General features: G+C 47.1%; 23 protein-coding genes. 6 read left to right on the top strand and 17 right to left on the bottom strand.

All coding sequences use genetic code 11. From position 1 onward, the window contains the following. Positions 1–20: 20 nt before the first annotated feature. The 3 genes from COW15_RS20435 to dusA all read right to left on the bottom strand — a co-directional run bounded on the left by COW15_RS20435 (position 21) and on the right by dusA (position 1,879). Positions 21–221: a PspC domain-containing protein gene (locus tag COW15_RS20435; RefSeq protein WP_293635576.1), complete on the bottom strand. Its 201-nt coding sequence runs from the start codon at positions 219–221 to the stop codon at positions 21–23. A gap of 152 nt (positions 222–373) precedes the next feature. Beyond that, positions 374–664: a hypothetical protein gene (locus COW15_RS20430; protein ID WP_293635574.1), complete on the bottom strand. Its 291-nt coding sequence runs from the start codon at positions 662–664 to the stop codon at positions 374–376. Positions 665–871: 207 nt separating this feature from the next. Then, complete coding sequence (gene dusA, locus COW15_RS20425; RefSeq protein ID WP_293635572.1) at positions 872–1,879, bottom strand: tRNA dihydrouridine(20/20a) synthase DusA; 1,008 nt, start codon at positions 1,877–1,879, stop codon at positions 872–874. A 635-nt stretch (positions 1,880–2,514) separates the two neighbouring features. Here dusA and COW15_RS20420 point away from each other — a divergent pair. Then, positions 2,515–2,979 (top strand): chemotaxis protein CheX, encoded by a 465-nt coding sequence (locus COW15_RS20420; RefSeq protein WP_293635570.1) that lies wholly within the window; start codon positions 2,515–2,517, stop codon positions 2,977–2,979. A gap of 259 nt (positions 2,980–3,238) precedes the next feature. Here COW15_RS20420 and alr read toward each other — a convergent pair whose 3' ends face one another. After that, on the bottom strand, positions 3,239–4,315 hold the full coding sequence (alr, locus tag COW15_RS20415) for an alanine racemase (protein ID WP_293635568.1): 1,077 nt from the start codon (positions 4,313–4,315) through the stop codon (positions 3,239–3,241). Between the two features lie 99 nt (positions 4,316–4,414). Further along, positions 4,415–5,821 (bottom strand): replicative DNA helicase, encoded by a 1,407-nt coding sequence (dnaB, locus tag COW15_RS20410; protein ID WP_007650417.1) that lies wholly within the window; start codon positions 5,819–5,821, stop codon positions 4,415–4,417. Between the two features lie 125 nt (positions 5,822–5,946). Between dnaB and COW15_RS20405 the strand changes: the two genes are divergently transcribed. Beyond that, positions 5,947–8,145, top strand: a complete 2,199-nt coding sequence (locus COW15_RS20405; protein ID WP_293635566.1) for a S46 family peptidase — start codon at positions 5,947–5,949, stop codon at positions 8,143–8,145. Positions 8,146–8,366: 221 nt separating this feature from the next. On the opposite strand, the gene rplI is transcribed toward COW15_RS20405, so the two are convergent. Genes rplI through rpsF form a run of 4 tightly spaced genes read right to left on the bottom strand, consistent with a single transcriptional unit; the run spans position 8,367 to position 9,804 of the window. Then, positions 8,367–8,819 carry a 50S ribosomal protein L9 gene (rplI, locus tag COW15_RS20400; protein WP_253988957.1) on the bottom strand — a complete coding sequence of 151 codons (453 nt, stop codon included), beginning with the start codon at positions 8,817–8,819 and terminating at the stop codon, positions 8,367–8,369. Positions 8,820–8,855: 36 nt separating this feature from the next. Then, positions 8,856–9,083 (bottom strand): 30S ribosomal protein S18, encoded by a 228-nt coding sequence (gene rpsR / locus COW15_RS20395; RefSeq protein ID WP_006083042.1) that lies wholly within the window; start codon positions 9,081–9,083, stop codon positions 8,856–8,858. A gap of 11 nt (positions 9,084–9,094) precedes the next feature. Further along, complete coding sequence (priB, locus tag COW15_RS20390; RefSeq protein ID WP_198781113.1) at positions 9,095–9,400, bottom strand: primosomal replication protein N; 306 nt, start codon at positions 9,398–9,400, stop codon at positions 9,095–9,097. A gap of 8 nt (positions 9,401–9,408) precedes the next feature. Beyond that, on the bottom strand, positions 9,409–9,804 hold the full coding sequence (gene rpsF / locus COW15_RS20385) for a 30S ribosomal protein S6 (protein ID WP_011790676.1): 396 nt from the start codon (positions 9,802–9,804) through the stop codon (positions 9,409–9,411). A gap of 213 nt (positions 9,805–10,017) precedes the next feature. Between rpsF and COW15_RS20380 the strand changes: the two genes are divergently transcribed. Together COW15_RS20380 and COW15_RS20375 are read left to right on the top strand one after the other, a co-directional pair. Further along, positions 10,018–10,761, top strand: coding sequence for a DUF481 domain-containing protein (locus COW15_RS20380; RefSeq protein WP_293635551.1), 744 nt, complete (start codon positions 10,018–10,020; stop codon positions 10,759–10,761). Between the two features lie 180 nt (positions 10,762–10,941). Continuing rightward, positions 10,942–12,399 carry an MFS transporter gene (locus COW15_RS20375; RefSeq protein ID WP_293635549.1) on the top strand — a complete coding sequence of 486 codons (1,458 nt, stop codon included), beginning with the start codon at positions 10,942–10,944 and terminating at the stop codon, positions 12,397–12,399. Positions 12,400–12,498: 99 nt separating this feature from the next. On the opposite strand, the gene rlmB is transcribed toward COW15_RS20375, so the two are convergent. The 8 genes from rlmB to zapE form a co-directional block, all read right to left on the bottom strand. Then, complete coding sequence (gene rlmB, locus COW15_RS20370) at positions 12,499–13,239, bottom strand: 23S rRNA (guanosine(2251)-2'-O)-methyltransferase RlmB (protein ID WP_293635547.1); 741 nt, start codon at positions 13,237–13,239, stop codon at positions 12,499–12,501. Continuing rightward, on the bottom strand, positions 13,240–15,645 hold the full coding sequence (gene rnr, locus COW15_RS20365) for a ribonuclease R (RefSeq protein ID WP_293635545.1): 2,406 nt from the start codon (positions 15,643–15,645) through the stop codon (positions 13,240–13,242). It lies immediately after the preceding gene. 39 nt (positions 15,646–15,684) lie between these two features. Continuing rightward, on the bottom strand, positions 15,685–16,341 hold the full coding sequence (motX, locus tag COW15_RS20360) for a flagellar protein MotX (protein WP_293635543.1): 657 nt from the start codon (positions 16,339–16,341) through the stop codon (positions 15,685–15,687). 124 nt (positions 16,342–16,465) lie between these two features. Beyond that, the gene (locus COW15_RS20355) at positions 16,466–17,761 is read right to left on the bottom strand and encodes an adenylosuccinate synthase (protein WP_293635541.1); all 1,296 of its coding nucleotides are present in this window, start codon (positions 17,759–17,761) and stop codon (positions 16,466–16,468) included. Positions 17,762–17,827: 66 nt separating this feature from the next. Continuing rightward, complete coding sequence (locus COW15_RS20350; RefSeq protein ID WP_293635539.1) at positions 17,828–18,016, bottom strand: DUF2065 domain-containing protein; 189 nt, start codon at positions 18,014–18,016, stop codon at positions 17,828–17,830. Positions 18,017–18,114: 98 nt separating this feature from the next. Beyond that, complete coding sequence (rpsI, locus tag COW15_RS20345; protein ID WP_006083052.1) at positions 18,115–18,507, bottom strand: 30S ribosomal protein S9; 393 nt, start codon at positions 18,505–18,507, stop codon at positions 18,115–18,117. Positions 18,508–18,521: 14 nt separating this feature from the next. Then, entirely contained in the window at positions 18,522–18,950 is a 429-nt protein-coding gene (gene rplM / locus COW15_RS20340) for a 50S ribosomal protein L13 (protein WP_007650458.1), read from the bottom strand. A 289-nt stretch (positions 18,951–19,239) separates the two neighbouring features. Then, the gene (zapE, locus tag COW15_RS20335) at positions 19,240–20,352 is read right to left on the bottom strand and encodes a cell division protein ZapE (RefSeq protein ID WP_293635514.1); all 1,113 of its coding nucleotides are present in this window, start codon (positions 20,350–20,352) and stop codon (positions 19,240–19,242) included. Positions 20,353–20,761: 409 nt separating this feature from the next. On the opposite strand from zapE, the gene degQ reads away from it, so the two are divergent. Together degQ and degS are read left to right on the top strand one after the other, a co-directional pair. Further along, entirely contained in the window at positions 20,762–22,114 is a 1,353-nt protein-coding gene (degQ, locus tag COW15_RS20330) for a Do family serine endopeptidase DegQ (RefSeq protein WP_293635512.1), read from the top strand. Between the two features lie 126 nt (positions 22,115–22,240). Further along, positions 22,241–23,323, top strand: a complete 1,083-nt coding sequence (gene degS / locus COW15_RS20325) for an outer membrane-stress sensor serine endopeptidase DegS (RefSeq protein WP_293635510.1) — start codon at positions 22,241–22,243, stop codon at positions 23,321–23,323. Positions 23,324–23,505 lie beyond the last annotated feature (182 nt).

Genomic DNA, 23,505 nt, shown 5'->3' with positions numbered 1-23,505 from the left:
CGGCATTGATCCGCTTGGATTTATATCGGTCTCTTCCATTGGTCCACTAATAGTGCCAATACAAAGTAAATCAATAAACTCACACCAGGCATAAATACAATGGCTCCGGCCCATACTGCGCGAGTCCAAAAACAGGACCAACCAAATTTCCATGCCATTCCAGCTGCAACGCCACAGACTAACCGTTCTGGGTTTTCCATCCGCACTTTAGCTCGTTTCATTTTAGTTTCCCACATAGCAAGATACTCACTCATTTGTCGCTGAAACAATGCCACTGAAACCAGCAGATAATTCCTGAGAACAACGCAAGGCTAATCACTGGTAGCAGTAGCAAAGTCATTAATGGGGCTACAAACCACATAGGCAGCTCCTATTACTTAGCGCTATATTCGTCGCTTGTGGCCGATTCATCTTTATTGTCGGCACTGAGGCTAAGCTGACTATTGAAGTCATAGATACTTTCAGCAAGCTGAGTTTGTAGCGATAACACTAACTCACGTTTAGTGCTGACAAGCAGTTCTTGTGCCTGGGTGCTCAGCGTTTGCTCGATTGCCCCCATCACATCCGCTACTGGCGCGGCTTCGGCATGTACTGCAACGCTACCCGCTAACGCACCGATTAACATACTCACTTGAACTGATTTTTTAAGATTTAAAGTAAACATGATGTCATCCCTTTCGATTGATTAACTTGACAAAGAGACTAATACAAAGGGCATGCCAACTTATTCAAAATCATTCAACAACATGATTTTAAACAAATTATCGTATTTTTATGGGATAAATCTATTTAGGCAAGGTTTTAGAGAATAGTGAAGTGGTGAAAAATACTACAAGCATTAGTGAATCTCACCACTTTTTAAATCGCATAATTATTGAGCAATCATTTCGGTTTGGATGCTCTGATAAGCCTGTCTAATCACTTCAACACCCGCACCGTTTTTATGGGCATTTTCGCTCAAATAACGGCGCCAAGCGCGTGCACCGGGTAACCCCTGGAATAACCCTATCATATGGCGAGTAATGTGATTGAGCCGTCCACCGGATTGAAGATGGGCTTCAATATAAGGCAACATGGCCTCAATAATGGCTTCACGGCTGATCACCTCACTTTGACTACCGCAGAGCACCTGATCCACCTCGGCGAGAATATAAGGATTCTGATACGCCTCGCGCCCCATCATCACCCCATCGAGATGTGTTAAGTGTTCTTTTGCCTGCACAAGTGTTGTCACGCCGCCATTGATGCTGATGTTCAATAAGGGGTAATCGCGCTTGAGTTGATAGACACGCCCATAGTCGAGCGGCGGGATCTCACGGTTTTCCTTCGGACTTAACCCCGAAAGCCAAGCCTTGCGCGCGTGAATGATAAAATCGCTGCATCCCTTTGCCTGTACCTTATCGATAAAGTGAGTCAGAAATTCATAGCTATCTTGTGCATCAATCCCGATACGGGTTTTTACTGTGACAGGAATATCAACCACTTGCTTCATGGCATCCACGCATTGTGCCACTAATTCGGGTTCGGCCATCAAACAGGCACCAAAGCGGCCATTCTGTACTCGATCCGAAGGACATCCCACATTGAGGTTAACTTCATCATAACCCCGCTCGGCCGCAAGTTTAGCGCAGCGAGCTAGTTCCGAAGGATTCGAGCCCCCTAATTGCAATGCCAGAGGATGTTCTTCTTGGTTATAGGCTAAGTAATCACCACGACCATGCAATATAGCCCCCGTCGTCACCATCTCGGTATATAACAAGGTATTGGCCGACATTAAACGGGCGAAATAACGGTAATGGCGGTCAGTCCAATCGAGCATGGGCGCTATGGAAAAGGTGCGTTCGAGCCTATTACTATCAATATTACTATTTTTCAACACGTTACTATCAACTCTGGTTATGGAAATCCATCAACAATGACCCCGTATCTACGGGTGAGGCCCCCCAAACTTAAGACACTAAATTCGTCTTAACTTAAGGGCTAACTCCGAACTTAAAAACGGAAAAACAGCAAACGAGCTAACGTTTGCTGTTTTAAATGCCCCACAAGGCTCGCTGGCAGTATACCCTAAATTAGCCGTGTTGGGGAGGTTAACCCTAGTTGCAAATCATGTGCTACTTAGATGGCTCGGAACGCTTATTCACCGCTTGGGCGACTCTCAGATTGACAGCAAATTAAGGTGAGCAAAGAGCAGAAAACTAAGCCATATCAGTCCACAGCGAGGTTTATTGCTGATTGAAAACACACAAAAAGCCAAAAAACTTTGCAGCATAGACACACATGCGTCACTATGAATGAAGCTAGCTATACCAATCTGTAGACTGTTTTTACATTTCTAGGGGCCTAAAACATCTGATAAATGATAAGAAAATCGTTAAATTAGGCTCACATTTCTATTTGTCTCATCTAAGCTGATAGAGTGTGATCAAGATTGCTGTGGTTAAGCAATTTTTCTACTAGCCTTAAACGTACCATTAGTAGGTGGCTTAGGCTCAAAAGAGGATAAACTTAGGCATGAACGTCAATTTTATTAATCCTTTCCTGCAATCTCTACTCAATGTCATTTCAACTATGGCGAGTATGGATTTGACGCCAGGTAAACCCCAAGTGAAAACCGATAACTTAGCCAAAGGTGATGTTTCCGGTTTAATCGGTATGGTGGGGCCACAAACTAAGGGTTCGCTGTCGATTACGTTTGAGCAAAAACTCGTTCTGCAAATTATGCAAAATATGTTGGGAGAAAACCCAGGTAAGATAAATGAGGAAGTGACAGATCTTGTTGGAGAAATAACCAATATGGTTACAGGTGGTGCTAAAAACCTTTTAGGGCAAAAAGGCTACGAGTTTGAGATGGCAACCCCTATGGTGGTATCGGGAAAGGGACATACTATTTCCCATAAGGCTAACGGCACTAAAATTATCATGCCATTCACGAGTCCGTACGGCACAGCCTTTATCGAAATTTGTTTTGAAAGCTAATTTTCAACATGAGATTTTATCGCCGCTTTACTTAGGCCATTCTGCACCTTTATCTCAATCGTTACCCAATCTGCTTTATCACAGGGTATTGCACACAGGCACCAGCTCGCCAAATGCATTAATACAAAAGCCTGTCAGCATCCCTGCTCCTCGAGCATAAGCACATAACCCGCAGCGTACCCAGCTATGCTCGCCTAATACTTAGCGCCCCTCAGCAATACTTAGCGCTTTCTATAGCAATACTATTCGGAAGAAATAACTAGGCTAAACACACCGCCACCCTTGGGGTGAGCTTAGTCACTAATTCGTAGGCAATAGTGCCAATATGTTCGGCAACTTCCTCTACAGGAAGTGCTTGCCCCCAGAGTAAAACATCGTCGCCGACTCTATCCTGGGCATCCTGACCTAAATCGACGGTCAACATATCCATAGACACTCGGCCAACAATAGGTACTCGACGACCATTGATCCACACGGGTGTCCCTTCGGGCGCATTACGGGGATAGCCATCGCCATAACCAATAGCGACAACCCCTAAACGGGTATCTTGCTTGGCCGTCCAATAACAGCCATAGCCTACGGGTTGATCCGCTTTATGATCACGCACGGCAATAAGACGAGAAACTAAATTCATCGCGGGGATAAGCCCATGATTTGCACCACAATCGCCCGCAACGGGTGACACACCATAGAGTGCAATACCGGGTCTAATCCAATCACCTTGGCTTTTAGGCCAATAAAGTGCTCCCGCCGAATTAGCAAGGGTCCTAAAACCCGGTAAACCTGTGATTAAGGCGTTAAAGGCCGCCATTTGTACCTCTGTGTACAGGTTTTCAGGTTCATCGGCACAGGCAAAATGAGTCATCAGGTGAATGGGTTTAGCCACATTAGCGCATGCGACCAAGCGAGCATAAACTGCCGAGAATTGCTCAGGCGTCACCCCTAATCTATGCATGCCAGAATCGACTTTAAGCCAGACTGTGACGGGTTTGCTAAGCTTGGCCCGCTCTAACATTTCAATTTGCGACTCATGGTGAACCACAGTATCTATATCGTGGGCAACCAGTAAGGGTAAATCTGTGCTACGAAAAAAACCCTCGAGCAACAGCAGGCGCGCCTTTACGCCACCTGCACGCAATTCCAAGGCTTCTTCTAAACGGGCCAAACCAAAACCATCGGCACTGACTAAACAGTTAGCGACATTCAACAATCCATGGCCATAACCATTGGCCTTAACAACAGCCATCACTTGGCTTGTACTTGCCTGTTGTCGCAACACGGCCAAGTTATTTTGCAGTGCACTACTGCTAATTTCTGCACGGGGAAAAGGTTTCAAAATTTACCTTGTCTATTTATCAAGAGAAAAGTCAGAAAATAAAAAGCCAGAGAAATAACAAGAATACATAAGCTTCGCTTATCTTCTATCGCCACACACTTAATCTTCTTCAAACTGCGGACCAGCATAATTATCGAAGCGAGAATACTGACCTTGGAAAGTTAAGCGCACCCGCCCAATGGGGCCGTTACGCTGCTTACCGATAATGATTTCGGCCGTGCCCTTGTCTGGAGAATCGTTGTTATACACTTCATCGCGGTAAATAAACATGATGAGATCCGCATCCTGCTCGATAGATCCCGATTCACGCAAGTCCGAGTTCACCGGGCGTTTATCGGCTCGCTGTTCGAGGGATCGGTTAAGCTGTGACAGGGCGATAACGGGGATTTCAAGCTCTTTGGCTAAGGCCTTAAGCGAGCGAGAAATTTCGGCAATTTCAAGGGTACGGTTATCGGATAAGGCGGGCACTTGCATCAATTGCAGGTAGTCGACCATGATCATCGATAGGCCACCGTATTCACGGGCGATGCGGCGTGCACGGCTTCGCACTTCGGTCGGGGTGAGTCCCGAGCCATCATCAATATACATTTTGCCCTGCTCGAGCATGATGCCCATGGTCGATGACACCCGCGCCCAATCCTCATCATCGAGCTGACCAGTACGGATTTTAGTCTGATCGACGCGCCCCAAGGAGGCGAGCATACGCATCATAATCTGTTCCGAGGGCATCTCAAGACTGAAAATAAGCACTGGCTTGTCTTCATTCATCGCCGCCTGTTCGCAGAGGTTCATCGCAAAGGTCGTTTTACCCATAGAGGGACGGGCCGCCACGATAATCAAGTCGCCGGATTGGAAGCCTGCGGTCATTTTATCCAGATCGCTAAAACCACTCGACACCCCAGTCACCCCATTATGTGGGTTATTATAGAGTTGCTCAATCTTATCGACGGTTTTTTCAAGGATGGTTTTAATGCCCTCGGGACCTTCATTGGCATTGGTGCGCTGCTCGGCAATTTTAAACACTTTACTTTCAGCCAGATCGAGCAAGGCACTCGAGTCTCGACCTTCGGGATTGTAGCCCGCATCGGCAATTTCATGGGCCACGCGGATCATCTCCCGCACAACGGCCCGCTCGCGGACAATTTCAGCGTAGGAGACAATATTGCCGGCACTGGGAGTATTCTTAGCAATTTCACCTAAGTAGGCAAAACCGCCCGCCTCTTCAAGCTGATTTTCAAGCTCAAGTTGTTCGGATACGGTAATTAAATCGATGGGCTGACTGGTTTCCACTAGACGGTGCATCGCCGCGAAGATCATTCGATGCGAGCGCGAGTAAAAGTCTTCTTTTACAACGGTTTCAGCCACTTTATCCCAAGCGTCGGCGTCTAACATTAAGCCGCCTAATACCGATTGTTCAGCCTCAATAGAATGCGGTGGCAGCTTGAGTCCATCGAGCTGCAAATCTCTTGGCTTACTTTTAGGCTTAAAAGCACCTTGCTGTGACATTAACGCTCCCGATTTCCAACAACTTAACAAAATATGATATAAAACCCGCGTCAAGCAAACAGGTGGTTTACACTCGCCTGTTATCCTGTTTCAACGGACACTCTAACAATCAATAAGGAAAGAACATGCGTATTGCATTGGTTGCGGCCTTAGTTTTGACATCCGGTATAGCGAATGCCGATGAAGGACAATGGCAACCTTATCAAATGCCTTCAATTGCAGACAAACTCAGTGAACGCGGAATCGATATTTCTGCTGAAAAACTAGCCGATCTCACAAGCTATCCCATGAACGCCGTTGTAGGGCTGGGCTATTGTACCGCCAGTTTTGTCTCCCCCCAAGGGCTAGTTGTAACAAACCATCATTGTGCCTACAAGGCGATACAATATAACACTAAGAAAGAGCATAACTATCTAGAACAAGGCTTTTTAGCGACATCCATGGACAAGGAACCCACAGCCGGTCCCAATGAGCGTTTATACATCACCGAAGCCGTCACCAATGTGACTAGCGAAGTGACTCAAGACTTAAGTCAAGATCCCCTAAAACGCTACGAAGATATTGAAAACCACAGTAAAGCCTTGATCAAAAGCTGTGAGGTCGATGCCAACTACCGTTGTAATGTCCGCAGTTTCCATAACGGCCTAGAATACTACTTAATCAAGCAATTAATGATCCGCGATGTGCGTTTAGTGTATGCGCCACCAGAAAGTGTTGGCGCCTACGGCGGTGATATCGATAACTATGAATATCCACGCCACTCGGGTGATTTTGCCTTCTTACGAGCTTACGTGGGTAAAGATGGTCAACCCGCTGCCTATAGCGACGATAACATTCCTTACCAGCCAAAGAGCTACCTTAGAGTGAACGCCGACGGCGTAAAGGCCGGTGATGGCGTGTTTGTGGCGGGCTATCCTGGCACTACCAGTCGTTACAATCTCACCAGCGAACTTAAATTTGCCAGCGACTGGCTCTATCCAACCCAGGCAAAACGCTATCAATTACAGATTGATACTATCGAAGCCATGGGACAGGAAGATGCGGATATCGCCATAAAATACGCCGGTAATATGGCATCGATGGCCAATCGGATGAAAAAACTCAACGGCCTGCTCGCCGGTTTTAAAGCCACGGATATCGTCGGCATTAAACAACACCGTGAAGATGATTTTCTGGCCTGGTTAAAGAAAAATCCTACCCTTAACCAAAATTTGATTAGCGAACTCGAAGTCTTACTGGCCGAGCAGCAACAGCAAACCCAAACCAATTACTACTTTACCAACGCCCAATCGAGCACTTTGCTCACCGCGGCAAACAACCTCTATCGCTTAGCTAAAGAAAAGCAAAAGAGCGATTCGGAACGTGAAATCGGTTACCAAGATCGCGATTTGGCCATGTTTAGCTCGCGGCTTAAACGCATCGATTCGAGTTTCGATGTCAAAGTGGATAAAACTCTTTGGCAACAAGACTTAAATGCCTATTTATCGCAACCAAATCGCGTCGCCGCCTTAGATAATATGCTTAAACTCGACGATATGAACGTGAGTTTAGAGGCGAAACTCGATGGCTTATATTCGCTGACGACGCTAACCGACCAAGCGCAACGTCTGGCCTGGATGGACGCCGATGCCAACGCATTCGAAACCAGCAGCGACCCTTTTATTTGTCTCGCTGTCGCGTTGTATGACACTAATATGGCTGAGGAAAAAGCGGAAAAAATCTTAGACGGCAAGTTATCAACTGCTCGTCCAGACTATATGGCGGCCGTGATCGAATACTATAAAGCCAACAACTGGCCAGTCTACCCTGACGCCAACGGTACGCTGCGGATCAGCTACGGTATGGTCGATGGTTATCAATCCCGCGATGCGCTCTATAAACAACCCTTTACTCGCCTCGATGGCATAGTAGCCAAGCACACGGGCGTTGAGCCCTACAATGCCCCGAAAAAACTCCTCGATGCGATTAGTGAACAGCGGGTTGGCGATCATCTAGTGAAATCTGTCTATCAAGATCCCCGCAGCTGGATCTGCCGTCTGTTCTCTTGCTTAGATAAGCCTGAAGAATTTAACTCAGTGCCAGTTAACTTTTTATCCAGCGTCGATACCACAGGCGGTAACTCGGGCTCCCCCGTCTTTAACGGTAAAGGGGAGTTAGTCGGCCTTAATTTCGACTCCACCTATGAAGCCATTACTAAGGATTGGTTCTTCAATCCGACCATCACCCGCGCCGTACACGTGGATATCCGCTACATTTTGTGGATGATGGACGAAGTCGACCATGCGGATAACCTTATCCAAGAGTTGGATTTAGTGAGGAATTAATCCTCTGAGCTAAATCAGTAACCCTAGACAAAAACCGCTCACTGTTGCGCAGTGAGCGGTTTTTATTTGGGCTCATATTTTAGAATCAAATGCGCTTGAAGATTAAATGAGTGTCGATATTACTTATTCCCTATCAAGCCAATATCATGGCCCAAACTGAATTTCAGCCATAAAAAAACACCGCCGAGGCGGTGTTTTTTTATGCTTAAAGCGAGTTGTAATTAAGCTTCTGCAACGATAGAAACTTTAACAACAGCTTTAACTTCAGTGTGTAACTGAACTTCAACTTCGAAGTCGCCAGTAGTACGCAGAGCGCCTAATGGTAAACGAACTTCTGATTTAGCCAGCTCAACACCAGCAGCAGTCACTGCATCAGCGATGTCACGGTTGCCAACTGAACCAAACAGTTTGCCTTCATCACCGGCTTTAGAAGCGATAACAACCGCTTCTAGTGCAGCGATTTTCTCAGCACGTTGGTTAGCAGCAGCTAAGTCAGCAGCTAATTTAGCTTCTAATTCAGCGCGACGAGCTTCAAATACTTGAGTATTTGCTGCGTTTGCTACTACCGCTTTACCGTAAGGTAAAAGGAAGTTACGAGCATAACCCGCTTTAACAGAAACTTGATCGCCTAAGCCACCTAAGTTTGCAACTTTATCTAGTAAAATAACGTTCATTATCAAATCCTCTATATTCGATTAGGAATACTGCAATTACTGATGTAAATCAGTGTATGGCAGTAGAGAAAGATAACGAGCACGCTTGATAGCGCGAGCTAGTTGGCGCTGATATTTAGCACTAGTACCAGTGATACGGCTTGGAACGATTTTGCCGCTTTCAGTGATGTAGTTCTTTAAAGTAACGATATCTTTGTAATCAATTTCTGCAACACCTTCAGCGGTGAAACGGCAGAACTTGCGACGACGGAAATAACGTGCCATGTGACAGTCTCCTAAGTTTTCAATTCGACATTTTCGGCATGGATGACTAAGCGGTTTTGACCATTTCGCCCCTGTTGAAGGGTCATAAAGCCTTGCACTTGTACTTCCACACCAGCTTTCAGATTGTCTGCGACGCTTTCAAAGCGCGGGCCACTCAATATCACTTGTATTTGTACGTAGACGTTGCGGAGCATTTCGGCTTCATAACGCTGCGACTTGTGTTCCAGCATAATCACACTATGTGCAATCCCCGCTGGGCTTTTAAAGCGTCTGGAACGGGTTATGGTTCCGGACAACACCAAGCTATTGGTGGTCACAGATAAACTTACTCACCGATTTCTTCAGCGTGAGCTTCATCGTATGAGCGTTCGCCAGCTGGGCCACGACGTGAATCGCGCTCATCTCTAGCTCTAGCCATTGGAGATGCTTCAGTAACGGCAACTTTAGTACGCATTACCATGTTACGCAGAACTGCGTCGTTGAAACGGAAAGCTGTTTCTAGCTCTTCGATCGTCTCTGCAGGTGCTTCAACGTTCATCAGAACGTAGTGAGCTTTATGCAGATCTTGGATTGGGTAAGCCAGTTGACGACGACCCCAATCTTCTAAACGGTGGATTGTGCCGTTAGCTTCGGTGATAACACCTGTGTAACGCTCAATCATACCTGGTACTTGTTCACTTTGATCTGGGTGAACCATAAATACGATTTCGTAATGACGCATTTATTGCTCCTTACGGTTATGTAGCCTCGTTATTGGCTCAGTCAAACCAAATAGAGGCAAGGAACGAAAAATAGTGACTGATTTGAGCGCGAGATAGTACAGAAAGCAGACGCGAAACTCAAGCAATAACTTTGCCTCGAATGCCAATACGGGTATGATGGCGCCTCACCTATATATGGACCTCTAAAATCAGCCAACCAAGAATAAAATACAATGCTAAAAGTTATCGCTCTAATTAGTTTATTTTGCCTATCTTTTTCGGCAGTTGCGCTCGTTCCACCCGATTACCAGGAACCGCCGAGTGATTTTACTGCGGAAGTTGAAGCAGGCTTGCAACTGAATACGGGCAATACCGAGTCCAGCAGTTTTAATGGTCGAACCCAACTGATTTACGATACTAAGCAAACCAAACAAGAAGCCACACTCAAGGCTTATTTTGCGTCCGAAAAAAGCCAGACCACCTCAGAAAAATATGAACTGCAGTTGCAGAGCAACTATAAGCTCACCAAGGGTTATATCTTCGGACGCGGTGATTTTACCTGGGATCAATTCGGTAGTTACACGCAAATCTCAACTATTTCTAGTGGTTACGGTTTTAATGCCATCAACAGCTACAAGACCAAACTCAGTCTCGAGATCGGTCCAGGTTACCGATATAACATGCCAGCCGAGTCGGTCACTATCCCAAATCCTGATGCCGAAAAAGATGTCATTCTACGTACCGCAGCAAAGTTTTCTCAAAAACTGCAAGAATATAGCAGTCTCAATGCCGATCTTACCGCCGAGGTGGGCGAGAATAACAACACCCTCACGTTAGATATGAACTATAAGAATCTGGTGTTTCAAGACTGGGCATTTAAGATAGGTATGAACATCAAGTATACCGAAATCGTACCAGAAGGTAGCCAACAGACCGACACTATCACCACATTCAACTTGCTCTATACCTTTAGATAAATCCTATAGAAAGCGGCTTGGCTGAAATAATCCCCCCCTCAGCCAAATCCCGTTGCAACACAATTTAGTGATCGACACATAAAAACGATAACTTAATCGATAAATACCAACAATTTGCAACACTGAATAAATACTAACTCCTGATATACTCACCCCGAGTAATCTTACAAGGAGTCGTTTATGGCAAACCCGCTACGCACTTTCGCCTCTCTCTATAGCACGACCCTATTAACTGTACTGGCAGGCGGTTTGCTCACCACTTATTTAGGCCTTAGGCTCTCGGTGATGCATGTTCCGCAGTTGTGGATTGGTAGCATGATGTCGGCCTACTATGTCGGTCTTGTCGCAGGTTCCAAGATCGGTCATAGACTTATTGCCCAAGTGGGTCATATCCGCGCCTTCGTCGCCAGTGCTGGGATTGTCGCCGCCTCCGCGCTTGGCCACGCACTCGTAGATGAGTTAGCCGTTTGGCTCCTATTAAGGCTTATCGTCGGTATGGGCATGATGTGCCAATATATGGTGCTCGAAAGCTGGCTCAATGAACAGGCTGAAAGCAGCCAACGCGGCACAGTGTTTGCCAGCTACATGATAGTCTCCTACTTCGGTTTGATATTGGGTCAAGGTGCCATCAGTATTTATCCCGAGCTTGGCTTAGAGCCATTACTGCTTATCGCCATCTGTTTTGCCCTGTGTATCGTCCCCATTTCATTAACACGCCGCATTCACCCTGCACCCTTAGTCCCTGCACCGCTGAAAATTGCCCATTATTGGAAAAAGGCCCCACAAGCACTGACAACTATTGCCATAGGCAGCATGATCGTGGGCTCCTTTTATGGTCTCGCCCCAGCCTATGCGAGCAACTTAGGTTTACCGCCGGAGAAAGTCGCCACCTATATGACGGCAACAATTCTCGCGGGTCTATTGGCACAATGGCCGATGGGAAAATTGTCCGATATTATGTCCCGCAGCCGCCTTATCCGTATTAACTGCGTACTCCTTGGGATCTTAGCCTTAAGTATCGCCCTCACTCCCTATCACCCGGTAATTTCACTGGTGATGACATTTCTATTCGGTATTTTAGGATTTACCTTCTATCCGCTCGCCACAGCACTGGCCAACTCTCGGGTTGAACAGGGCGATAGAGTGGGATTATCGGCGACCATTTTGCTCACCTTCGGCCTAGGAGCCAGTATCGGTCCACTTATCGCCTCGACACTGATGCAGTGGCTTGGCAACAGCATGCTCTATGGCTTTATGTCTGCCTGTACCTTGGTCCTGTTCTTACGGCTACGTTACGTCCATTCACAGCAAAAAACCGAAACCAATGTCACTCAAGACTACATGATGGCAACGGGAGACTTAGTCTCCTCACCGCTGGCGGCGGCACTCGATCCTAGGGTAGATGTTGAATCGATCCAAGAACATATGACCCCCACAATCAACGAAGACGAAACGGAATTTGACTTAGGTGCCGATGGCGTGGAGGACGAGATGATCGAAAACGACAACGATGAAGAGCAGCTCGCCTTCTGTTTCGATATTGAGCAAGCAGAGTCAGTGCCAGAGTCAGTGCCAGAGTCAGTACAAACGGATGATGCCGATAACGGCCAAACTATCCAAGAAAAAACATTGGCTTAAAATGACAATAAAAAACGGGCTAACTTGATATCAAGTTAACCCGTTTTTTATGCCAGCCTGTTATCACTACACGCTGAGGAAATGTCGAGTGCCGATGTATTAGCTGCGACGTTGACGCACGGCTTCAAACAAGCAAATACCCGTCGCAACTGAGACGTTCAAGCTAGACACACTGCCCGCCATCGGGATGGAAATCAGTGAATCACAGGATTCGCGGCTTAAACGGCGCAGCCCTTTATCTTCCGCGCCCATCGCAATCGCCAGCGGCCCCTTAAGATCGGCTTGATATAACTCACAATCCGCCTCGCCCGCCGTGCCAACTATCCAAATACCTTTTTCCTGCAAATGACGCATAGTACGCGCAAGATTAGTCACTTGGAATAAGGGCACTGTTTCGGCCGCACCGCAGGCCACTTTACTCACGGTAGCGGTTAAACCAACGGAGTTATCCTTAGGGACGATAATCCCTTGTACACCCGCCGCGTCCGCATTACGTAGGCAAGCACCTAAATTATGGGGATCGGTAACACCGTCTAAAATCAGTAAAAAGGGCAATTCTGTTTTAGCCAATAAATCGTCTAAATCATGCTCACTCAGTATCTTAGCCGCTTTTACACGTGCCACTATGCCTTGGTGTTGACTGCTTTCAGACTTATCGTCTAACGCTTTACGGGAAGCCACTTGGATCGTCGTGCCAAAGGCCTTTGCCTGATTAGCCAACAGGGTCAAACGATCATCTTCACGGCCCTGCAATAACCAAAGCTCAATAATCCGCTCAGGGCTATGCTTTAACAGGGCTTCAACTGCGTGGATCCCAAAAATAATATCTTGTTTTTTCATTTATTTCTTTCTCGTGCTCCGCTTGGCGGCCTTAGGCTTTTTCGCCGGACTTTTTACATCTTTCTTTGCTTTGACACTCGCCTTGGGCTTAGCTCTAGCCGAACTGGTTTTCGATTTAGCCGTCCCAGCTTTAGCCAGCTTAGCGCCTTCACGATTGACCCGCTCACGGGCCGTCAACGGCTTATCGCGGCTTGGTGTGGCTTTACGTTTGCCGCCCTTAGCGTTATCACCGATCATCATCAGATCGATTTGCCTATCATCCAGATTTACCGCGGCGACTTTGACTGTTACAGGGTCGCCAACCTGATAGATCTGCCCCGTATTCTCACCGATAAGGCGCTGACGCATAGGGTCAAACTGATAGTAATCGTTACCTAGGCTGGAAATGTGCACTAAGCCATCGATAAATAACTCATTTAAGCGCACAAATAGGCCAAAATTGGTCACAGAGGCGATCACCGCTTCGAAGGTATCGCCGACGTGATCTTGCATAAACTCACACTTGAGCCAATCGCTCACATCGCGAGTCGCTTCATCGGCACGGCGTTCTGTAGTCGAACACTCTTCACCTAATTGATCGAGTTCATCGAGCTGATAATGATAACCACCATCCTGCGTCCACTTCTCAGTGGCTTCACCCCTTTCCTTCGCCAGCAAATAACGGATCACACGATGTAAGACTAAATCCGGGTAGCGGCGAATAGGCGAGGTAAAATGCGCATATTCTTCTAAAGCCAGACCGAAGTGACCTTCGTTATCCGGCGTGTAAATCGCCTGACGCATAGAACGCAACAACATCACTTGGATAAGTTCAGCATCGGGGCGATCGGCAATTTGCAACATCACGTTCTGGTAATCCGACGGAGTAGGTTCGAGACCCCCTGTCATTGTCAAACCGCGTTCAGCAAGGAACTCTTTGAAGTTCGCTAATTTTTGTTCGGATGGTGCGTCGTGCACTCGGTACAGCACTTCGCCTTTGTGTTTCTTAACAAACTTGGCCGCTGAAACGTTAGCTAAAATCATACATTCTTCAATGATTTTATGGGCTTGATTACGACCACGCGGCACGATTTTATCAATCTTGCGCTGCTCATTGAAAATGAACTGCGTTTCCATGGTCTCAAAGGCAATCGCACCACGCTCGGCCCTTTGCTCATCGAGCGTGAGATACAATGATTGTAAACACTGCAAGTGCGGGAACAGGGCTTCATGTTCAGGCGCAATCGGCCCACCTTCTAACATGGCTGCCACTTGGGTATAAGTGAAACGGGCATGGGAGTACATCACCGCCGGATAAAACTTATAACCCGACAATTTGCCTTTAGCAGACACTGTCATCTCGGCGACCATACATAAACGGTCGACCTGAGGATTAAGCGAACATAGGCCGTTGGAGATTTTCTCCGGCAGCATAGGGATCACTTGCGATGGGAAATACACTGAGTTGCCACGGGCACGCGCTTCGGTATCTAAGGCCGAATCGGTACGCACATAGTAGCTCACATCCGCAATCGCGACCCATAAACGCCAGCCACCACCGGCTTTTTTCTCCGCATACACGGCATCGTCAAAATCGCGGGCATCTTCTCCGTCGATAGTCACTAATGGCAGATGGCGTAAATCCACACGACCGACTTTATCGGCTTCAGTGACTTCATCGGGGATACGGCGCAGTTTCTTCTCGATCGCGGCGGACCAAGTATGGGGTAAATCATAGTTGCGCAGGGCGATTTCAATTTCCATCCCCGGCGCCATTTGCTTACCGAGCACTTCGGTGATTTTACCCGCGGCTTTAACAAAACGCCCAGGGCGGCGGGTTAACTCCAGCACCACCACATCGCCTTGGCGGGCGCCATTGCGGTCTTCATTGGCGACTAAAATCTCTTGGGTAATGCGCTTATCATCGGCAATCACAAAGGCCATGCCGCTATCAACATGGTAACGGCCGACAATTGCGGCGCTGCGTGGCTGAATAAGTCGCACGATACGAGCTTCACGGCGGCCCTTGCGGTCCATGCCCGCCTTTTGCGCCAGCACTTTATCGCCGTGGAAATACATCAGCATATCGCGGTTAGAGATAAATAAATCATCACCTCCTTCGTCGGGTTTGAAAAAGCCGAAACCTTCTCTATGCCCAAGGACTGTGCCGGAAATAAGATCCATCTTCTCGGGTAAGCCATAGCTCTGCCCACGGGTGAACACGAGTTCGCCATCGCGCTCCATCGCCCGTAAGCGGCGACGCAGGGCTTCAAGCTGATCTTCCTCGTGGATGTTTAACGCCGCGGCGATGCTGTCACGGGTGACAGGTGATTTCTGAGAACGTAAGTAATCGATAATATACTCACGGCTTGGGATAGGGTTTTCGTACTTATCCTGTTCACGCTCAAAATGAGGGTCTTTAATCATTCAATATCCAAATAATGTGTCCCTGCTTTCAGAGACATCCTAATGGGTTCGCAACTGAGCTTGCTGGGCCCGCGCCACTGCACTAGGGGGCATTTTAGCTGCTAACACCTGCAGTAAAGACAAGGCTTTATTCTTAGTCGCCTCATCCGCAAAAACATCGTTATATAACCAGTGGTAGGCCATCTCATAATCCCGGGGACTACCATAACCTTCACCGAATAAACGCACTAACATCATACGAGCGGGTAAGCTGCCACCCGCTGCAGCCGGCAGTAAATAGTTAACTGCACGGTCTTTATTACGAATAACAAATTTACCACTCTGGTAATACTCGGCAAGTTTTACCATAGCCTCAGGGCTACCTTGCTCGGCCGAGTCCCGTAGCAAGTTCATGCCCTTCTCGGGATTAGCCTTCACGCAGGCCCCATGATTGAGCATTTCGCCCCATAGGAACTGATATAGCGGCTGTTTCAAGACTTCGGCACGCGCTTCTATGTCTTGGACTAGCTGGCAGTCATCACGCTTCACTTTAGCTAAGTATTGATTGCTATTGATCAACTCAAGCAACTGAGCTTGACTGTAAATATCCACAGCCTGTGTTTCTGCAAAACACATGGAAGATACTAAGGGCAGTAGTGCAACTAATGTTGTACGTAGCATAACGACTCTCAATGACAATAGGGTGAATACTTGCATCGGCAGTATAACCTATTTCTTGAGCTTGAGCTGATTTCTTGAGCTAAACATCTAACCACAGGAACGAACAGAGAAAGGCATAAAGCAGCGGAGAAAAAGGCCGTGAAACACGGCCTTTTAAGTCTTAATTGAACGGACTCACTAAAATCATCGTCTCGTTACGATCAGGACCCGTAGAGATAATGTCGATAGGCGTTTCTAACAACTCTTCAATACGCTTGATGTAATTGATCGCAGCCTGTGGCAACTGATCAATCGACGTCGCACCAAAAGTCGACTCGCTCCAACCCGGCATAGTTTCATAAACAGGCGTAACCTGCTCATAACCTTCTGCAGCAAGTGGAGTGACTTTTGCAATAGTGCCATCAGAGTGTTGATAACCTACACAAATCTTCACTTCTTTCAGACCATCGAGTACATCTAACTTAGTCAAGCAGAAGCCACTCACACTGTTGATTTGCACCGCGCGACGCATTGCCACGGCATCCAACCAACCTGGACGGCGCTTACGACCCGTCGTCGCACCAAACTCATGGCCTTTAGTGCCTAAATGATCACCCACTTCACATAAGAGTTCAGTCGGGAAAGGACCGGCGCCCACACGAGTGGTGTAAGCCTTCATAATACCTAGGACATAGTCTAAGTGACGTGGACCAAAACCGCTGCCCGTCGCAACACCACCGGCAGTAGTATTTGAAGAGGTTACAAATGGGTATGTTCCGTGGTCGATGTCGAGTAATGTACCTTGCGCGCCTTCGAACAGTATTGGCTCACCGGCTTTACGGGCGGTATCCAAGAGTTCAGTCACGTCAACACACATGCTCTTCAGATAATCGGCCATAGCCAATGCATCTGCTAGCGTTTGCTCATAATCTACGGCTTCAACCTGATAATACTCTGTCAGCATAAAGTTATGATATTTCATCACTTCTTTCAGCTTTTCAGCAAACAGTTCTGCATTGAATAGATCGCCTACACGTAGACCGCGGCGGGAGATCTTATCTTCATACGCAGGTCCGATACCACGGCCAGTAGTACCAATCGCTTTATTACCGCGGGCTTTTTCACGGGCGATATCTAGGGCGCAGTGGAAAGGTAGGATCAGCGGACATGCTTCAGAAATCAGCAGACGTTCCTCAACGGGAATGCCACGATCTTTAAGCATGTTGATTTCTTTCATCAGGGCATCGGGGGCAAGCACCACACCGTTACCAATAATGCATTTCACATTATTGCGTAGAATACCCGATGGGATCAGATGGAGTACGGTTTTATCGCCATTGATAACTAAAGTGTGACCCGCATTGTGGCCACCTTGATAGCGAACTACATATTTTGCCTGTTCTGTTAGAAGGTCGACAATCTTACCTTTGCCTTCGTCACCCCATTGGGTGCCGAGAACAACTACGTTTTTGCCCATTGTTTGCTGCAAGGTTGTGGTTAAAAAAGAATTCTAACAGATTTTAAACGGCAAGTGGTAAGGCATTTATGAAAAAATGATCAAAATGACAGCTCCCGCCGTGACTAAAGCGCCGCCTATTCTGCGTAAAACTTGCTGATCTTGGTTAGAAAGTTCATTCAGATAACGACGCCATTTATTAGGAAATAACAGTGGGCCTACGCCTTCTAGGATCAACACTAATGCAATCGCCAGCATAAATAATTGAAATGTCATCTTCCCCTCTCAAGTTCAAGCTTATTCCCAGATGATAGCCAATTTTAGCCAATAAAAAACCCAGCATAAGCTGGGTTTTTTGATATTCCACAAACGTATTAACGCTTAGAGAATTGTGGCTTACGACGTGCTTTACGTAGACCCACTTTCTTACGCTCAACTTTACGAGCGTCACGGGTAACGAAACCAGCAGAACGTAACGATGGACGCAGAGCTTCATCTAATTGCATCAGAGCACGGGTAATACCGTGACGGATTGCGCCTGCTTGGCCAGTGATACCACCGCCTTTAACAGTTACATAGATGTCCAGCTTGTCAGTCATTTCAACTAACTCTAATGGCTGACGAACAACCATACGAGCAGTTTCACGACCAAAATACTGATCCAAAGGACGTTGATTTACAACGATGTTGCCACTACCAGCTTTAGCGAATACGCGAGCTGTAGAGGTTTTGCGACGGCCAGTGCCGTAGTACTGAGTTGCAGCCATTTGCTTAATCCCGTTTAGATATCAAGAACTTGAGGTTGTTGTGCAGCGTGGTTATGTTCTGCGCCAGCGTAAACTTTCAGTTTACGGAACATGGCACGGCCCAGAGGACCTTTTGGTAACATACCCTTAACTGCCTTCTCGATGATCATTTCTGGCTTATGCGCTTGCAGCTTTTCAAAGCTGATTTGCTTAATGCCACCAGGGAAGCCTGAATGCGAGTAGTACGTTTTGCCTTTCGCTTTGTTACCAGTAACAGTAACTTTCTCAGCGTTGATAACGATGATGTAATCACCAGTGTCAACATGAGGAGTGTATTCTGGCTTGTGCTTTCCGCGTAAACGGGTAGCAATTTCAGTAGCGATACGACCTAAAGTTTTGCCGTCTGCATCAACGACGAACCAGTCACGAGTTACAGTTTCTGGTGTAGCAGTAAAAGTCTTCATTATTACAAAAACCCAAAGTTAATTTTCTGTCTCACATGTTGTTTGCATTTGCAAACAACACAAAATTGCCTTTCGGTACCCCTTCGAGCACTTAATCCGGCTTACAACTTCCGCCCAATTGGCGGAGTAACGTGGGCAGGTGGCGGAGTATAGACAAAGCTGAGTTAAAAATCACCTGATTTTTTGCCAAAAATTATAAAATTTCGCTCAATCTGGCCCGTCATCCAACGGATTAACAAGCCACTGGCAATTCGAGGAGGAAATTGTAGAAAACACATACCACACAAGGTTAAGGTAGGTGCTCTGTTTTTAAATAATCGTGGGATTGCATTTCAATAAGACGTGAACGGCAACGTCTAAATTCAAAACTCAGCAATCCATCGGCGTAAATATCTTCTAGCGGCACTTGGGCCGATACAATCAGTTTGACATTGCGCTCGTAAAACTCATCCACCATAGCAAGAAAACGCCTAGCAATATCATCGCCAGTGAGAAAAGCGCCCATTTGCTCTATACCGCTTACGAGCACAGTATGATAAATCCGTGCTAACTCCATATAATCCCGTTGGCTACGCGGCCCATCGCACAGGGCTCTAAAATCTGCGAGTAACACGCCCTGTGCTTGTTGGCGAATTTGGATTTCACGCCCTTCAATTTCAATGGCTTCGACCGACACTTCAGCCTCAGGCGCCAATTGTTGGAAGTAATGCAACAGGTTAGTATCGGCCTGCGCATCCAAGGGATAATGATAAATCTCCGCCTGCTCTAACGTTCGCAGTCGATAGTCAATGCCTGAGTCCACATTTAACACTTCACAATGCTGATTGATTAAAGCGATTGCCGGTAAGAAACGGACGCGCTGTAAGCCGTTTTTATATAGTTCATCGGGAATGATATTCGATGTGGCGACTAACACGACTCCCTCTTTAAATAGCGCTTGGAAAAGAGTGCCAAGTAACATCGCATCGGTAATATCGGAGACAAAAAACTCATCGAAACAAATCACTCTGTACTTGGCCGCCATCTGTTTAGCGATGACGAATAAGGGATCCCTTGTGCCTTTGAGGCCATCTAAATCTAAGTGTAACTGGTGCATAAAGCGATGAAAGTGGGCCCGCAGTTTTTTATCGCCAGGCAGTGCATCATAGAAGGTATCCATCAGATAGGTTTTACCGCGCCCCACTCCGCCCCAGAGATACAGGCCTTTAGTCGCAGCAGGCGCCGATGTTAATCCTATTGCCGTAAACAACTTAGTGATGAGCGAACTGGGTTCCTCTGCGGCGGTTAAATCCTCATAGACTCGTTGCAACGCCTTAACGGCAATTTCTTGGGCCGGATCATGGGAAAAACCATCTCGGGTAAGATCTCTTTGATAATGCAGCCAAGGGCTTAACTGAGGCACTGTTTAATTCTCTTATAACCTTTATTAAAACTGTGACGATATTAGCACGGCAAATGTGGCACAGGATATATTAATGCCGCATTGGGCAAACAAGGTAAATTAATCCTCCCTTTAAATCTGCCCCCTAAATTACAATGGCCTATATTCAATGGCGCTATATTGACTTCCTAGTGTTGAAAAATACGCTCAGCGCCCATAGTTTTCACTTCTGTTACATTCAAGGAAGAGCCGATAAAATCGCCACAAAGAAATTAACCTTTGTTAATATTGATGAACTTTTTCAAATAGGTGCGTGTCCGAATGGTTACCTAGGCAAATAGCCGGTACCGATACAGATTTGATCTGGTGCGCACACTATAACGACGCATTACATCCAGATCCTTGATCCCTTATTTGGAGTTATGAATAGATGAAAACAAAACTATCTGTACTTTCAGCCGCAATGTTAGCCGCTACCTTGACTATGATGCCTGCCATCTCACAGGCCGCCATTCCACAGACGGTTGAGGGACAATCCATTCCAAGTCTTGCGCCTATGCTTGAGCGTACGACACCCGCAGTAGTATCAGTAGCAGTGACGGGAACTCATGTTTCTAAGCAAAGAGTACCTGATGTTTTCCGTTACTTCTTTGGCCCCAATGCACCGCAGGAGCAAGTGCAGGAACGCCCTTTTAGAGGCTTAGGCTCAGGGGTCATCATTGATGCGGATAAAGGCTATATAGTCACCAACAATCACGTGATTGATGGTGCCGATGATATTCAAGTCGGACTGCACGATGGCCGTGAAGTCAAAGCCAAACTCATTGGTACGGATTCAGAGTCTGATATCGCATTACTGCAAATTGAGGCCAAAAATCTTGTTGCCATTAAATCTTCTAACTCCGATGACTTGCGTGTCGGCGACTTTGCCGTTGCCATTGGTAATCCCTTCGGTTTAGGGCAAACAGTCACATCCGGTATCGTCAGTGCCTTAGGTCGAAGTGGCTTAGGCATAGAAATGCTGGAAAACTTTATTCAAACCGATGCCGCGATAAACAGCGGTAATTCCGGTGGCGCGCTGGTTAACTTAAACGGTGAATTGATTGGGATTAACACCGCAATCGTCGCACCGGGCGGCGGTAACGTCGGTATTGGCTTTGCGATCCCCGCCAATATGGTGAAAAACTTGGTTGCACAGATTGCCGAACACGGTGAAGTACGCCGCGGTGTACTGGGGATTTCGGGACGCGATCTGGATAGCCAACTCGCACAAGGTTTTGGTTTAGATACCCAGCACGGTGGCTTTGTCAATGAAGTCACCGCTGGCAGCGCCGCGGAAAAAGCCGGCATTAAGGCGGGCGATATTATTGTCAGTGTCGATGGCCGTGCGATTAAGTCATTCCAAGAGCTACGCGCTAAAGTCGCCACTATGGGCGCTGGTGCTAAAGTTGAGCTAGGACTGATCCGCGATGGCGACTCTAAAACGGTTAAAGTGACCTTAGGCGAAGCCAGTCAAACCACAGAGGCTGCCGCTGGCGCAGTTCACCCCATGCTGCAGGGAGCTTCCCTAGAAAACTCAGCTAAGGGCATTGAAATTACCGAAGTGGCGCAAGGTTCACCCGCAGCCATGAGTGGCTTGCAAAAAGGCGATGTGATTGTGGGAATTAACCGTTCTGCGGTGAAGGATCTCAAGTCGCTCAAAGCACAACTTAAAGATCAAGAAGGTGCAGTAGCACTGAAGATCCTCCGCGATAAGAGCATGCTGTACTTAGTGTTACGCTAATCGACGCTCGCGTCTGAAATTTCAGCAATTTTTCAGACACTGATCTGCATAGGGAACCTAGGTTCCCTATGCTTCGCGCGGTTAACCATGTTAATCTAACTCACCTTTTTCAATATTTATCCTGCCATGACAATAAAAGACACTCTGTTATATCTAGGTAAAGCCACCCTTTTCGGTCTTATCATGGCGGCAATGTTCTTATTGGTCACCCGTTATTTCGATGACCAACACCTCGGTAATAGTCTGCTTCAGCCCCGAGCGAATAACACAGTCGAGCTATCCTTTGCCAAGGCCGTGCGCCGCGCAGCCCCTGCCGTAGTCAATATTTACAGCCTCAGCATAGATCAGAGTCGCCCACTCAATTCAGGCTCACTCCAAGGCCTAGGCTCTGGGGTGATAATGAGTAAAGAGGGCTATATTCTCACGAATTATCATGTAATTAAAAAAGCCGATGAAATTGTGGTCGCCCTGCAGGATGGCCGTAAATTTACCTCGGAAGTGGTGGGTTTCGATCCTGAAACCGATCTCTCTGTCCTTAAAATCGAAGGCGATAACTTACCGATTGTCCCCGTTAATCTAGATAGCCCCCCCCAAGTCGGTGACGTGGTGCTCGCCATTGGCAACCCCTACAATTTAGGCCAAACCATTACCCAAGGCATTATTAGCGCCACCGGCCGTAACGGTTTAAGTTCGGGTTATTTAGACTTCCTGCAAACCGATGCCGCGATTAACGCGGGCAATTCCGGTGGCGCCTTAATCGACACCAACGGTAGTCTGATTGGGATTAACACCGCGGCATTCCAAATAGGTGAAGAAGGCGGTGGCCACGGCATAAACTTCGCTATCCCGATTAAATTAGCCCACAGCATTATGGGCAAGTTGATTAAGAACGGCCGCGTGATCCGCGGAGCATTAGGGATTTCCGGCGAGCCGATTAACCCTGTAGTAGCACAAATTCTAAATCTGCCCGATTTGCGGGGGGTATTAGTCACAGGAGTCGACCCTAACGGCCCTGCGGCACGGGCCCAGTTAATGCCAAGGGATGTGATTATTAAATATGATGGCGAAGATGTTCCCGGCGTAGAGATGCTGATGGACCGCATCGCAGAAACCACCCCAGGTAAAAAGGTGATGATGACGGTCATCCGCCAAGGTAAACCGCAAGAGTTACCGGTCATTATTGATGAAAAGGTTGTGGTTGATAATTAAGCTCAGTAACTGACCTTGTTAACCTCAGAATGAGGCATGTATAAAACCTCATTCTGAGTCATCCTAAAATCACCTATTACCTCATCCCTCAAATGGCAGAGCTAAAATAGCACTGTAATTTCTAGCTTACTTTTGCCCCAAAGCAAGATAACTTTGTTGTCAGTTTGCAGCATGAATTGTCA

Origin of the sequence: Shewanella sp. CG12_big_fil_rev_8_21_14_0_65_47_15, from assembly GCF_002783505.1 — a bacterium.
In the GTDB taxonomy this organism is placed as follows: Bacteria; Pseudomonadota; Gammaproteobacteria; order Enterobacterales; family Shewanellaceae; genus Shewanella.
Note: the sequence above shows the minus strand (reverse complement) of the source record. Positions and strands in the feature narration are given on the sequence as shown.

Coding starts and splice junctions, on each gene's coding strand:
- COW15_RS20430 (WP_293635574.1), bottom strand. CDS start 664: ATGTTTACTTTAAATCTTAAAAAATCAGTTCAAGTGAGTATGTTAATC.
- motX (WP_293635543.1), bottom strand. CDS start 16,341: ATGCAAGTATTCACCCTATTGTCATTGAGAGTCGTTATGCTACGTACA.
- COW15_RS20375 (WP_293635549.1), top strand. CDS start 10,942: ATGGCAAACCCGCTACGCACTTTCGCCTCTCTCTATAGCACGACCCTA.
- degQ (WP_293635512.1), top strand. CDS start 20,762: ATGAAAACAAAACTATCTGTACTTTCAGCCGCAATGTTAGCCGCTACC.
- COW15_RS20355 (WP_293635541.1), bottom strand. CDS start 17,761: ATGGGCAAAAACGTAGTTGTTCTCGGCACCCAATGGGGTGACGAAGGC.
- rlmB (WP_293635547.1), bottom strand. CDS start 13,239: ATGAAAAAACAAGATATTATTTTTGGGATCCACGCAGTTGAAGCCCTG.
- rplM (WP_007650458.1), bottom strand. CDS start 18,950: ATGAAGACTTTTACTGCTACACCAGAAACTGTAACTCGTGACTGGTTC.
- COW15_RS20420 (WP_293635570.1), top strand. CDS start 2,515: ATGAACGTCAATTTTATTAATCCTTTCCTGCAATCTCTACTCAATGTC.
- COW15_RS20350 (WP_293635539.1), bottom strand. CDS start 18,016: ATGACATTTCAATTATTTATGCTGGCGATTGCATTAGTGTTGATCCTA.
- rpsR (WP_006083042.1), bottom strand. CDS start 9,083: ATGGCACGTTATTTCCGTCGTCGCAAGTTCTGCCGTTTCACCGCTGAA.
- rpsI (WP_006083052.1), bottom strand. CDS start 18,507: ATGGCTGCAACTCAGTACTACGGCACTGGCCGTCGCAAAACCTCTACA.
- rpsF (WP_011790676.1), bottom strand. CDS start 9,804: ATGCGTCATTACGAAATCGTATTTATGGTTCACCCAGATCAAAGTGAA.
- dnaB (WP_007650417.1), bottom strand. CDS start 5,821: ATGTCACAGCAAGGTGCTTTTAAGCCTAAAAGTAAGCCAAGAGATTTG.
- COW15_RS20405 (WP_293635566.1), top strand. CDS start 5,947: ATGCGTATTGCATTGGTTGCGGCCTTAGTTTTGACATCCGGTATAGCG.
- degS (WP_293635510.1), top strand. CDS start 22,241: ATGACAATAAAAGACACTCTGTTATATCTAGGTAAAGCCACCCTTTTC.
- rplI (WP_253988957.1), bottom strand. CDS start 8,819: ATGAACGTTATTTTACTAGATAAAGTTGCAAACTTAGGTGGCTTAGGC.
- COW15_RS20380 (WP_293635551.1), top strand. CDS start 10,018: ATGCTAAAAGTTATCGCTCTAATTAGTTTATTTTGCCTATCTTTTTCG.
- COW15_RS20435 (WP_293635576.1), bottom strand. CDS start 221: ATGAAACGAGCTAAAGTGCGGATGGAAAACCCAGAACGGTTAGTCTGT.
- rnr (WP_293635545.1), bottom strand. CDS start 15,645: ATGATTAAAGACCCTCATTTTGAGCGTGAACAGGATAAGTACGAAAAC.